The sequence below is a fragment of the Mucilaginibacter sp. P5_A4 genome, from assembly GCF_056400605.1.
The window spans coordinates 39,221-51,882 of sequence record NZ_JBFUKX010000030.1 but is presented as its reverse complement, the minus strand read 5'-3'; the positions used below and the strand labels follow the sequence as shown (position 1 = coordinate 51,882).

12 protein-coding genes are annotated in these 12,662 nt (G+C 41.5%); 10 read left to right on the top strand and 2 right to left on the bottom strand.

What is annotated here, in order from left to right; all coding sequences use genetic code 11:
• Positions 1 to 530 precede the first annotated feature (530 nt).
• Complete coding sequence (locus AC1DQW_RS17530) at positions 531 to 1,142, bottom strand: phosphatase PAP2 family protein (protein WP_477455270.1); 612 nt, start codon at positions 1,140 to 1,142, stop codon at positions 531 to 533.
• A 210-nt stretch (positions 1,143 to 1,352) separates the two neighbouring features.
• Entirely contained in the window at positions 1,353 to 3,302 is a 1,950-nt protein-coding gene (locus AC1DQW_RS17525) for a KUP/HAK/KT family potassium transporter (RefSeq protein WP_477455269.1), read from the bottom strand.
• A 267-nt stretch (positions 3,303 to 3,569) separates the two neighbouring features.
• Between AC1DQW_RS17525 and AC1DQW_RS17520 the strand changes: the two genes are divergently transcribed.
• The 10 genes from AC1DQW_RS17520 to AC1DQW_RS17475 all read left to right on the top strand — a co-directional run bounded on the left by AC1DQW_RS17520 (position 3,570) and on the right by AC1DQW_RS17475 (position 12,485).
• Positions 3,570 to 4,034, top strand: coding sequence for a T9SS type A sorting domain-containing protein (locus AC1DQW_RS17520; protein WP_477455268.1), 465 nt, complete (start codon positions 3,570 to 3,572; stop codon positions 4,032 to 4,034).
• A 222-nt stretch (positions 4,035 to 4,256) separates the two neighbouring features.
• On the top strand, positions 4,257 to 4,868 hold the full coding sequence (locus tag AC1DQW_RS17515) for a fumarylacetoacetate hydrolase family protein (protein ID WP_477455267.1): 612 nt from the start codon (positions 4,257 to 4,259) through the stop codon (positions 4,866 to 4,868).
• A gap of 2 nt (positions 4,869 to 4,870) precedes the next feature.
• Positions 4,871 to 6,589: a M23 family metallopeptidase gene (locus AC1DQW_RS17510; RefSeq protein WP_477455266.1), complete on the top strand. Its 1,719-nt coding sequence runs from the start codon at positions 4,871 to 4,873 to the stop codon at positions 6,587 to 6,589.
• A gap of 12 nt (positions 6,590 to 6,601) precedes the next feature.
• Entirely contained in the window at positions 6,602 to 7,063 is a 462-nt protein-coding gene (gene bcp, locus AC1DQW_RS17505; protein WP_477455265.1) for a thioredoxin-dependent thiol peroxidase, read from the top strand.
• A gap of 56 nt (positions 7,064 to 7,119) precedes the next feature.
• On the top strand, positions 7,120 to 7,965 hold the full coding sequence (locus AC1DQW_RS17500) for a transketolase (protein ID WP_477417921.1): 846 nt from the start codon (positions 7,120 to 7,122) through the stop codon (positions 7,963 to 7,965).
• 101 nt (positions 7,966 to 8,066) lie between these two features.
• Complete coding sequence (locus tag AC1DQW_RS17495) at positions 8,067 to 9,041, top strand: transketolase family protein (protein WP_477406773.1); 975 nt, start codon at positions 8,067 to 8,069, stop codon at positions 9,039 to 9,041.
• A gap of 16 nt (positions 9,042 to 9,057) precedes the next feature.
• A complete protein-coding gene (locus AC1DQW_RS17490) occupies positions 9,058 to 9,612 on the top strand; it encodes an RNA polymerase sigma factor (protein ID WP_477406771.1) in 555 nt (184 codons plus the stop codon).
• Between the two features lie 60 nt (positions 9,613 to 9,672).
• Positions 9,673 to 10,605 (top strand): hypothetical protein, encoded by a 933-nt coding sequence (locus AC1DQW_RS17485; protein ID WP_477455264.1) that lies wholly within the window; start codon positions 9,673 to 9,675, stop codon positions 10,603 to 10,605.
• 13 nt (positions 10,606 to 10,618) lie between these two features.
• Entirely contained in the window at positions 10,619 to 11,098 is a 480-nt protein-coding gene (locus AC1DQW_RS17480; protein WP_477417917.1) for a hypothetical protein, read from the top strand.
• A gap of 196 nt (positions 11,099 to 11,294) precedes the next feature.
• Positions 11,295 to 12,485, top strand: a complete 1,191-nt coding sequence (locus tag AC1DQW_RS17475; RefSeq protein ID WP_477455263.1) for an aspartate aminotransferase family protein — start codon at positions 11,295 to 11,297, stop codon at positions 12,483 to 12,485.
• The last annotated feature ends 177 nt before the right edge of the window (positions 12,486 to 12,662 follow it).

The following is a 12,662-nucleotide window of genomic DNA, read 5'->3' as shown; positions in this document are numbered from 1 at the left end:
TTAAACCTGGGGCAGGATTTAAAAAAGTGTTCATTGTTTTAATTTTACGGAGGCAAATATAGAATTATTTTTATAAACTACTAATTCTATAGGAATTATATTTTTTATTTGATTAAGAACACCCTTTTCGTCCCGTTTTTGTTAGTGGATTACAATAGTTGATACTACGGGGATTGCTATTGAACGATGATATCGTGGTGGCCAATGTTCTAAGAAGCTTTCTAAATTTGATTTAATAATGTTTTTATACTTCTAATGAAACGCATATCCACGCGTTATTGAGTAAGAAAATAACCGACCCGCAGGGAGCTCATTAATGCCTATAAAAGCCAAAACACAACATCAATAATCTCCAATAAGCAGGTCCGCTATGCAAGAAAACCCTTTCTATCCGCTCTGAAAGTTGGGGATTGCTTCGTACCTCCTATAACGGTGATGAGGTGCTTGCAGTATCGATAGACGCCATTGCTGTTTTTTCCAGAAGGACTGGTGTATACTCAGCAGTGACGCCTATAAAGATAAATCGTCTTCTATCGCACAATATCCCTCTTCTTCTTCTTCCCCACTATCCACTTCTGTAATTTCCAGGTCAAATACGCCGAACCGGCACCTACCACCGCACCGCCTAAAACATCACTTGGATAATGCACCCCAAGATATAATCGCGAGTAACCAACCGCACTTGCGTAAACAAACGAAGGCGCTATTACATACCATTTGGGTATAGCCAAACTTAATGAGGTAGCCGTAGAAAAAGCAAATGCAGTATGTCCCGAGGGAAAAGATGGATCTGTAGGGTATTCCTTAGCGTAAATCACGTCTGGATGCACAATAAACGGGCGCTCGCGGTTGAATACTTTTTTGATCACATAAGTTGCACTGCCTGCAACAATAAATGACCCTGCAGTTTGCAGTCCGCTTATTTTAAGCTCATCATCATGATTTATATAGCCCGCAACAATTAAACTTACCGGTGCGGCTATGTTTACAATAATAGCTTTATCGCTTACAAACTTCCAGGTTTTATCGGCACCACTTGCAGGCCCGTTGATGCTTTTAAGCAGGTTAAGATCAATTCCCTGGGCAAAAAGATTTGCGGTAAAAAACAGGGCTAAAAGGGTAATTTCTATTTTCTTCTTCACTGGTGATAATTCAACCCAGCAAATATGAAATAACAATCTGTAGTAATACTGAAGAGCCTCACCTAAATCCTCTCCAAAGGAGAGGACTTGAATTGCTTCTTTTTAAAAAAGCCTTCTGCAAACAAAAAAGCCTTCGTTTGCAGAAGGCTTTTTTATTTATATGATTTTTCCAGAACCTTCCTTTGGAGAGGGCAGGGTGTGTCTTTGAGCCTAATTCACCCTGTGTATCTCAATAGCCTCCGGTATCGAAAGCATCAACGGAACTTTTTCAACCGTTACAAAGCTCAGGTCGAGGCCAAAACCACGTTCTTCTGATAAACTTAAGTGTTTCAGGTACACATAAAAATCCATGATAAATCGCTCATATAACGACAGGCTATGCGAACGTGAAAACACCTTTTCAATAACCACAAACCTAAAATCGCCAACAATCTTGTGTTTATTTAGTGATTTATAGTGACTGGTAATATCAACCTCGCCCTTTTTAACCAAATCTTCAACCACTTTCCTAAACAACAGGTTTATTTGCTGCTCAACGCGGAAACCTAATTTAAAGTCGATACGGATAAGTTTATTTGGCACTAAAAAGTCAACCTCATATTCGCGTTTGTAAGGCTCATCAACTACGTCAACGTGAACCAGCCAGTATACGTCGGCACGTTTAGGCTGTTTTTGTAATATGGAGTAAACTATTTTCGATTCAATTTCGGAGTTWAAATTGGCGCTGGTTAAATAAACCAGCTGCGATGCGTATTTAGGTACGCTTTCGTCAGCGCTCAGTTCATTAATAATGTTATAATAATCATCAATACCTACAAACTTAACATAACGGTTCCTGATTTTGCGCGCCGTATGCCACGTCCACATTACGGTGAACAATATAAACCCTATTGATAAAGTAAACCAGCCGCCATGTAAAAACTTAACCAGGTTACCTGTAAGGAATGTACCTTCAATAACCAGGTAAACAGCTAAAAATATATTAATAATGTAATTCGGTACTTTTTTACGTTTCAGGAATTTGGATACCAGTATTGTGGTCATGAGCATGGCCACCGTGATACTTAAACCATAAGCCGCCTCCATTTTATCCGAGTGGCGAAATATCAGTACAACACCCAGGCATCCAGCCCAAAGCAGCCAGTTAACACTGGGTACATACAATTGGCCCTTTTGTTCTGATGGATAATTGATACGCACTTTTGGCCAAAGGTTAAGCCGCACAGCCTCGGCAATTAGCGTAAACGATCCCGATATTAGCGCCTGGCTGGCAATAATGGCGGCAACAGTAGCTATACCTATACCAAATATAAGGAACCAATCGGGCATAATTTTATAAAATGGGTTATTGGCGTTCAGGTCCATAACAGTGCCATTTCTTTGCAGCAACCAAACAGCCTGGCCCAGGTAGTTAAGAATTAAACAGGCTTTAACGTATATCCAGCTTATCCGGATGTTTTGCTTACCACAGTGGCCCAGATCTGAATATAAAGCCTCGGCACCTGTAGTACACAAAAACACAGCTCCTAAAATAATAAAAGCGCTATGACTGCTGCTCGAACTTAATAATTCATAAGCATAATAGGGGTTTAGCGCCCTGATGATGCCGGGTGAATAAGCAATATAACTGATCCCCAACACGCCCATCATGGTAAACCAAATGAACATAATTGGCCCGAAAGCTTTACCAACCAGCGATGTACCAAACTGTTGAATAATAAACAGCCCGGTAATAATGGCCATAACAATTTGTACAGTAGGCAAATGGGGATAATAGGTTTGCAAACCTTCAATTGCCGACGATATGGTGATTGGCGGAGTAATGATACCATCTGCAAGCAATGCGCAGCCACCAATAACTGCGGGCACAATAAGCCATTTTGCCTTTCGGCGCACAAGTGAGAACAGGGAGAAAATCCCACCCTCGCCTTTATTATCGGCACGCAATGTGATCACTACATATTTCAATGTAGTTTGTAATGTTAACGTCCAAAAAATTAGCGAGACTCCTCCAAGTATTAAAGTTTCAGAAATTTGGTTTGTACCAACTATGGCTTTAAATACGTATAATGGTGAGGTACCAATATCACCGTAAATTATTCCTAAACTGATGAGGAGGCCGGCGGCCGACAGTTTTTGCAGATCTTTGTGGTTTGACACTATTTTGCTTTTGTGAAGCCGCAAAAATATTAATTTTTTCCATTAAACTTAAATAATCATTAAACGTATACGTAAATTGCATGTCTATACCTTAAAAACAGCCCTGGTTGTTAAATTTTGTTAAAAAGTTTTACAAAAACGTCATTTTCTTAGGTCATCAGGGCATTATTTATACTTTTGTAAGGAATCTTAATAATGAGGCGAAAAATTACTTATTCTTTTACTTACACACATGCATGGCTTGTACTAGTTGCGATGGCAACTTTTATGAATTTTGCATTCGCTGACGGAGTTGCGCCTCATAAGGAAACTTATGCAAATAAGCTTAAGGGAGATACCACCTATCACGTTACTAAAACCAAGGGTGGTAAGCCTTCCTATTTAAAGAACGGCCTTCACCTGGCATTGCCACCGTTAAAACCTGCCGTAACATCAGCAGTAAAAGTGAATGTATCGCGCTCCGACGATAAATTGCTTAATGATGTGCAATTGTACCCAAACCCTGTAACCGACCAGATTAACCTTAAATACTCCATCAGCCGTAACTCCAACGTAACCGTTAAAATAATGGATGTTTTGGGTAATGATATTACCACCGTGTTTAATCAAAGGGTTGAGGTGGGCGATCATAATATTACCTACTCTATTAACAACAAACTTAGCCGCGGCTTTTATTTTGTACGCGTAGTGGCCGGTACCGAATCGGTTATTAAACGGATCTCGGTGTTGTAGACTTTCTAAATTGCTTGTAAATTTAAATTCGCGCAAAAACTGCCCTTTTTATTTCTTTCAAACCCATCCTATTTGCCAATACTCGGCGCCAAACAGTTTCATTTAATAGCTTTTTCTGGCGTTTGACCCGTTAAATAATTTAAAAGTGATTGCTGGTTATTTCCTCCTCCCAGCTAACAAATCCATCAATTTTTTTAGCTTTGGCGTTTATAGCATTTCCATATGAAAATAATTGCCATTGGCCGCAACTATGCCGAACATGCCAAAGAATTGAATAACCCGGTACCTGCAATCCCGGTTATTTTCATGAAACCGGATACTGCCATTATAAAGGATAACAAGCCTTTTTATCACCCCGATTTTTCGGAAGATATACACCATGAGATCGAGATAGTACTCAAAGTAAGCAAGGAAGGCAAACATATTGGCGAAAAATTTGCCGCCGGTTATTACGAAGAAGTTGGTTTAGGTATTGATTTTACCGCCCGCGATGTACAAAGCCGTCATAAAGAAAAAGGCCTCCCCTGGGAATTGGCCAAAGCTTTTGATGGTTCGGCGCCAATCAGCATTTTTGTGCCAAAAGCAAAGTTTACCAATATCTATAATATCAATTTTAAGCTGGATGTAAACGGCGAAACCCGCCAGCAGGGCAATACCGGCAATTTGCTTTTCTCTTTTGAAAGCATTATCGCCTTTGTATCCAAATACATCACCCTAAAAAAAGGCGACCTGATTTTTACCGGCACGCCGGCAGGTGTAAGCAAAATAAAGCCCGGCGACAGGCTTGAAGGTTATTTAGAGGATGAGAAAATGCTTGATTTTTACGTTAAATAAGCATGATTAAAAAAAGAACTATTGTTATCTGCGCCTTGTGCATAAGCCTTTGTTTAAATTTACAGGCGCAAACTACTATTATACAAAGCAGGCCCTACCCTCAAAATTATTTCCGCTATCCGCTTGATCTGCCCCCTACTACGGCCGGTTCATTTGGCGAGTTAAGACCCCAGCATTTTCACTCCGGGCTCGATTTTAAAACCAACCAGCGCACAGGCTACCCGGTATATGCCGCAAATGACGGCTATATTTCAAGGGTTCGGGTTCAGTTTGGCGGTTTTGGGCGGGCTATTTATATTACCCATCCTAATGGATATACCACCGTTTATGGTCACCTGCAAAGCTTTACACCAGCGGTTGCAGCTTTGGTAAAAGCTTACCAGTATGAGCATCAAACCTTTGAGGCCGACTTTAAATTAAGCCCGGCCCAGGTGCCTGTTTGTAAGGATGAAGTTGTAGCTATATCCGGTAATGCAGGTGCATCTGCCGGTCCTCATGTACATTTCGAGATCAGGGACACACAAACCGAAGAAACCATCAACCCGCAGTTGTTTGGCTTAACTATTCCGGACAAAGTGCCACCCACCATCACTTCCATAGGTATTTATCACCTTAACGGCAATCCATTCAGCGAAAAAACACAGCGTGAATTTATGGCCGTTAATGGGGCAAACGGCAATTATCACTTAACAAAACCCCAGGTATTACATTTAAGCGGCTATATTGGTTTCGGTATAAATACAACCGATATGAACAGTACATCTGCCAATCATAATGGTATTTATTCGCTGGAGCTGAAACTGGATGGCCACACAGTGTATACCTTTGCAGTTGAACGTTTTGCGTTCGATCAAACTCACGCCATTAATGCCTATATAGATTACCCTGCTTTTACCTCATCGCACAGGTGGATGCAGAAATGCTTTATTATGCCAGGCAGCCATATTTCGCTTTACCCGCAATCTATCAACAGGGGTATTATAACCTTTAATGATAATGAAATGCATGAGATTGAATACGTGGTAAAAGATGTGGCTGGTAATACATCATCATTAAAATTAAAAGTGCAGGCAAGTCAGTTAAACGCTGCTGCCAATAAAATAGCAGGTACTTTATTTCACTATGATAAAAAAAGCGAGTTTAGTACCGATAAGGTAAAAGTGACTGTTATGCCCGGCAATTTGTATGACGACCTGGATTTTGCCTACTCCAATTCACCAAGACCGGTTTCCGCCTATTCATCGGTACACCATATCCATAACCGCTTAACCCCTATTCATGATAATTATGAGCTTTGGATAAAGCCCGAAGCAGATTTAAGTAAATATGCCGATAAAGCAGTTATTGTAAGCACAGCGGGCTTTTGCCAGGGCGGTTATTACCAGGATGGCTGGGTAAAATCGCAGCTGAGCAGTTTTGGCGATTTTTATATTAAACTGGATACTATACCACCGGTAATACGCCCACTAAATATCAGCAACGGCAGTAATATGAAAGTGGCCCGCAGCATTAATTTCAGGATAAGCGATAACCTGTCGGGCATAAAAAGCTATATTGGAACCATTGACGATAAATGGGTTTTAATGGAATTGGATTATAAAAGTAAAATTCTAAGTTATACCTTTAGCGGCGATATTGAGCCTGGTAAACACGTATTTAAGCTTACCGTTGCCGATAACAAAAATAATTTTGCAGATTTTACCGCAGATTTTTACCGATAAACAACCCAAACAATGTCAACATTAAAAGAAGGCGATAAAGCCCCGGATTTTACAGCAAAAGACCAGAACGGCAAAACCGTTTCATTAGCTGATTATAAAGGCAAAAACGTGATCCTTTATTTTTACCCCAAAGATGATACTCCCGGCTGCACAGCTGAATCGTGCGATTTCAGAGATAATTATCAATCGCTACTGAGCAAGGGCTACGAGGTGATTGGTGTAAGTACCGATGACGAAAAATCGCACAAAAAATTCGAGACCAAATATAGCCTGCCTTTTACGCTGATAGCCGATAACGAAAAGGCAATTGTTGAAGCCTACGGCGTTTGGGTTGAGAAAAACAATTACGGCAAACAGTATATGGGCACCGCCCGCACCACCTTTATAATTAATGGCGATGGCATCATCGCCCACCTGATTAGTAAAGTTGATACCAAGAATTCATCACAACAAGTGCTCGACTTAGTAAAATAAGTGTTAAAAGAACAATAATTATTTTTACTTTAGCAGCTCAGTTCCCTAAATTTATAATGAAATCAACTATTAAAGACTTAGAAAAAACCGCGTCACAGATCAGGCGCGACATTGTACGCATGGTACATGGTTGTCAATCTGGCCACCCGGGTGGTTCATTAGGTTGCACAGAGTATTTTACCGCCCTGTATTTTGAGGCGATGAACCACGACCCTAAATTTAATATGGATGGTATTGGCGAAGACCTTTTCTTTTTATCAAACGGCCACATTTCGCCGGTGTTTTACAGCACTTTGGCGCATGCGGGCTACTATGATAAAGCCGAAATGGCAACCTTCCGTAAGCTTAATTCGCGCTTACAGGGCCACCCTACCACACATGAGCATTTACCGGGTGTACGTATTGCTTCGGGCTCATTAGGCCAGGGTTTATCTGTGGCTATCGGCGCCGCTTTGGCTAAAAAACTAAATGGCGATAAAAGCCTGGTTTATACACTACATGGTGATGGCGAATTACAGGAAGGACAAATTTGGGAAGCAGCAATGTTTGCGCCGCATAACCAGGTAGATAACCTGATATCAACTATTGATGTAAACGGCCAGCAAATTGATGGGCCAACCAAACTTGTTTTATCACTTGGCGACTTACATGCCAAATGGGAAGCTTTTGGATGGGATGTTTTGGAAATGAAAGGCAATGACATGGCTGATGTGGTTAAAACTTTGGCATTGGCTAAAAGCCGCAGTGGTAATGGTAAACCTATCATGATATTAATGCATACCGAAATGGGTTATGGCGTTGATTTTATGGTTGGCAGCCACAAATGGCATGGTGTTGCTCCTAATGATGAGCAACTGAAATTAGCATTGGCTCAATTGGAAGAAACTTTGGGCGATTATTAATCGGTTGCGGGGAGCGAGGTTCGGGGAGCGGGTATTTTGTACCTCCTTTTTACAGTAACCAAGCCACACAACTAATTACAAACCACATCAAAAGACAAAAAATGAAGAAGTATACTTATACAGAAAAAAAAGATACCCGCTCGGGCTTTGGCGCCGGGTTGCTGGAAGCCGGCAGAAAAAACGACCAGGTGGTTGCACTTTGCGCCGACCTTATAGGTTCGTTAAAAATGAATGATTTTATTAAAGAATTTCCTGAGCGTTTTGTACAGGTGGGTATTGCCGAAGCAAACATGATGTGTATTGCTGCAGGTATGACCATTGGTGGTAAAATACCTTTTACAGGTACTTTTGCCAACTTCTCAACCGGAAGGGTATACGATCAGATTCGCCAATCAATAGCGTACTCCAACAAAAACGTTAAAGTTTGCGCATCGCACGCCGGTTTAACTTTAGGCGAGGATGGTGCAACACACCAGATACTGGAAGATATCGGCCTGATGAAAATGTTGCCTGGGATGACCGTTATCAACACTTGTGATTATAACCAAACCAAAGCTGCCACAATGGCAATTGCCGAATATGAAGGCCCGGTTTACCTGCGTTTTGGCCGCCCGGTTGTTCCTATTTTTACAGATCCTGATCAAAAATTCGAGATTGGAAAAGCATGGATGGTGAATGAAGGCGCCGATGTTAGTATATTTGCTACCGGTCACCTGGTATGGCAGGCAATTTTGGCAGGCGAGATACTGGCAGAACAAGGCATTGATGCCGAGATTATTAACATCCATACTATTAAACCTTTGGATGCCGAAGCAGTATTAAAATCGGTAGCAAAAACGGGTTGCGTGGTTACTGCCGAAGAGCATAACCGTTTAGGTGGATTGGGCGATAGCATAGCACAGGTTTTAGCTACACATAATCCTACCCCGCAGGAATACATTGCTGTAAATGATAGCTTTGGCGAAAGCGGCACACCTGAGCAGCTGATGACCAAATACGGCCTTGATGCAGAACATATTGTGCTTGCCGCAAAAAAGGTTATCGAAAGAAAACAAAAATGCTTAATTAGCATTTAACTATAAAAATTATAAAATGTCGGTGCAGGTTGAAGATTCAGAGATTTTAAGCAAGTTCCAGGACGAAAAAACGCGTAACGAAGCGTTTAACCTGTTGCTTAAAAAATACCAGCAAAAAATTTACTGGCACGTTCGCCGAATGGTAATTGACCATGACGACGCGGATGATCTTACCCAGGATGTTTTTGTAAAAGTTTGGAAAAACCTGTTGGGTTTTAGGAACGACGCGCAACTTTATACCTGGATGTACCGCATAGCATCCAACGAATGCATTACTTTTTTGAACAAGAAAAAACAAAAAAATAATGTTTCGTTGGATGATGTTGCTTATGAACTGGCTGATACACTGGCCGATTCGACCTATTTTAACGGCGACGCGGCACAACGCAAATTACAGGAAGCGTTGCTAACCCTGCCAGAGAAACAGAAACTCGTATTCAACATGAAATATTATGAGGATATGAAGTATGAAGAGATTTCGGCAGTGCTGGGTACAAGTGTAGGTGCTTTAAAAGCATCCTTTCACCTTGCAGTTAAAAAAATAGAGACTTATTTGCTTTCTAAAGATTAATTCAGAATTAATTCAGATTTACGTTAAACCTTTTAGCACTTTGTTCATCTATAGTTATGTATGAAAAGCGATATGGACAATAGGGAATGGCTGGATGATTATACATCACTTAAACAGGTAAACACAAACAACCCGTTTATGGTGCCGTCTGGCTATTTCAATGAATTAGCGCAGCACATAACATCACGCATCAGGCTGGAAGAGCTAAAAAGCTCATCTACAGGGTTTATCGTTCCTGAAAATTACTTTGAACAATTAAGCAGCAACATACAAAGTCGTGTAAATATTGAATCGGCTTTAGGTACCGGGAACACCGGCTTTACTACCCCTCCCAATTTTTTTGAAAAACAGGCAGGCAATATCCAAAGCAGGATTACCATTGAACAATACGTGAATAATGAAGCTGAAAGCTTTAGCATTCCCGAAAATTATTTTGAAGAGCTGGGCACTAACATCCAAAGCAGGATTGCTGTGGAGGAACTTTTAAATAACCAGGATGAAGGTTTTACGATTCCTGAAGGTTATTTTGATGAGCTGGGCAACAATATTCAAAGCAGGATTGCAGTGGAGGAACTTTTAAATGAGGAAAGCTTTACTGTGCCGGCAAATTATTTTGAGCAGCTCAACCAAAGCATTTTAAATAAAACTGTTAACCAGGTTGAAGAAGTTGCCCAGGTGATTAACCTGCAGGATACAGTTCAAAAGAGAGGTGTTATTCGCAAAATGTTCGCTTCGGCTACCTTTAGGTATGCAACAGCGGCTTGTTTTGCTTTAATTCTTGGCGTAGGTGTGGTTTTGAAAAGCCCGACACCTGCAGATCATAACCACTCTTACCTGCACCAGGAATTATCAACTGTGCCTGTAGCCGAAATTAAAAACTACCTGCAATTGCATATGGATGCGAGCGATACCCGTACACTGATGGACGGCTCACAAAAAATTAACAGCGAGAGTTTGGACGAAGATCTGTCGGATTATATAGATACTAATTAATTAAGGAGTTTTAATGGGTAAGTTAATCAGGCATATTTTTTTAATACTATTTATTATAGCTGCCGGTCTGGAATCCTACGCGCAGGTTAACAACCTGGCACCGGCCAGGCAGAACGCGGCACGCCCTAAGAAAAATGGAATGGGCGCTAAGCTTGAGGCCGCACGCAACAATTTTATCAGCAAACAGCTTGATCTTAGTGACCGTGAATCAACTAAGTTTTGGCCCCTATACCGCCAATACCAACAGGAGCTAACTGCTGTACGCATCTTAAAACGTTTAAACAACTCCAGTGCCTCCTCTAATGGTACAGAGCAAATAGACAAGGAAATTTACTACGAAAGCCAAATGGTAGCTATACGTAAACGCTACCGGGACTCTTTTTCAAAAATACTTCCGCCCGAAAAAGTAAGCAAGCTTTACAAAAGCGAACAGGAGTTTAACGACGAGCTCATCAAACAACTCAGCGAACGCAGCGAACGGGCGGGGAATTAGGCATTAGGCATTAGGCATTAGGCATTAGGCATTAGGCATTAGGCATTAGGCATTAGGCATTAGGCATTAGGCATTAGGGGGAATTGCCGGCGATTTGTTTTGTTTTAGATTTCTCACATTAAAAGTTCACTGGCATTACCTCACAATTAACTTATCTTTGGACTGATAAACTCAAGACTTAGCACTTAATACTTTTATGCCTACCCTACGTCAGCTTTTTTTGGCTAATAACGCGCAAACAACCAATTTTCCTTTATTACTGGAATTTGAGCATGCCGAGGGTATTTATATGTACGATGCAGCGGGCAAGGCTTTTATTGACCTCATCTCGGGTATTGGCGTAAGCAGTTTGGGGCATGGCAACCCACACGTAAAAGAGGCCATTAAACAGCAGGTTGATAAATACATGCACCTGATGGTTTATGGCGAGTTTGTACAAACACCGCAAGTACGTTTTGCTGAAAAGCTGGTGTCCTTACTTCCCGGGAACCTGCAATCAGTTTATTTTACCAACTCGGGCGCCGAGGCGGTTGAAGGAGCCTTAAAACTGGCCAAGCGTTTTACCGGCAGGCAGCAAATAGTGGCCTTTCATAATTCGTACCACGGCAGTTCGCACGGAGCCTTAAGTGTAATGGGTAACGAGGAATTTAAGCAGGCCTACAGGCCTTTGCTGCCTGGTGTTACCTTTATCCGGTTTAATAATGCCGACGATCTGCCGCATATAACCGATGAAACCGCCTGCGTTATTGTTGAAACCATACAAGGCGAGGCTGGTATCAGGGTACCTGACATTGCCTACATGCAGGCTTTACGCAAACGGTGTGATGAAACAGGCACACTGCTTATTTTAGATGAGATACAGGCCGCGTTTGGCCGTACAGGTAAACTTTTTGCTTTTGAGCATTTTGGCATTGTGCCCGATATATTGTTACTGGCAAAAGCCCTGGGGGGAGGAATGCCCATCGGCGCTTTTATATCATCCAACAATATAATGGATTCCTTAAAAGAAAACCCTATCTTAGGCCATATCACCACCTTTGGTGGCCACCCGGTATGCTGCGCAGCAGGACTGGCCGCCCTGGAGGTTTTGATTAATGACGACCTGGCATCGGGCGTAGCCGAAAAGGAAACGCAGTTACGCAAGTTGCTGGTTCACCCGGCCATAAAGGAAATTCGGGGAAAAGGGCTGATGCTGGCCATCGAACTTGAAGATTTTGATCTGAATAAAAAAATAATTGACCGCTGTATTGAAAACGGCGTAATAACTGACTGGTTTTTGCATTGTAGCAATTCTATGCGCCTTGCCCCGCCACTCATCATCAAACCTGGTGAAATTGAAAAAGCGTGTGAGGTAATTATAGAAGCCATAAACTACTGCACAGCCTAATTTGTAAGCAATATTCTCCATTTGCTGCTGGTAACTTTTAGGTCATCAATATTAAATAATATCTTATAAAATTTAGTTTTAATTAAATTGGTATAGTTTATGCATTTATCCACATAGCCATAAAAATGCGCTGCAGGCGCCTCTATCTTTATAATCAAGAGCACTAATGCCCTTTTT

Bases quoted from the DNA above. Each gene is read 5' to 3' on its own strand.
- AC1DQW_RS17520 (WP_477455268.1), top strand. From the start codon at position 3,570: ATGAATTTTGCATTCGCTGACGGAGTTGCGCCTCATAAGGAAACTTAT.
- AC1DQW_RS17515 (WP_477455267.1), top strand. From the start codon at position 4,257: ATGAAAATAATTGCCATTGGCCGCAACTATGCCGAACATGCCAAAGAA.
- AC1DQW_RS17510 (WP_477455266.1), top strand. From the start codon at position 4,871: ATGATTAAAAAAAGAACTATTGTTATCTGCGCCTTGTGCATAAGCCTT.
- bcp (WP_477455265.1), top strand. From the start codon at position 6,602: ATGTCAACATTAAAAGAAGGCGATAAAGCCCCGGATTTTACAGCAAAA.
- AC1DQW_RS17500 (WP_477417921.1), top strand. From the start codon at position 7,120: ATGAAATCAACTATTAAAGACTTAGAAAAAACCGCGTCACAGATCAGG.
- AC1DQW_RS17495 (WP_477406773.1), top strand. From the start codon at position 8,067: ATGAAGAAGTATACTTATACAGAAAAAAAAGATACCCGCTCGGGCTTT.
- AC1DQW_RS17490 (WP_477406771.1), top strand. From the start codon at position 9,058: ATGTCGGTGCAGGTTGAAGATTCAGAGATTTTAAGCAAGTTCCAGGAC.
- AC1DQW_RS17485 (WP_477455264.1), top strand. From the start codon at position 9,673: ATGAAAAGCGATATGGACAATAGGGAATGGCTGGATGATTATACATCA.
- AC1DQW_RS17480 (WP_477417917.1), top strand. From the start codon at position 10,619: ATGGGTAAGTTAATCAGGCATATTTTTTTAATACTATTTATTATAGCT.
- AC1DQW_RS17475 (WP_477455263.1), top strand. From the start codon at position 11,295: ATGCCTACCCTACGTCAGCTTTTTTTGGCTAATAACGCGCAAACAACC.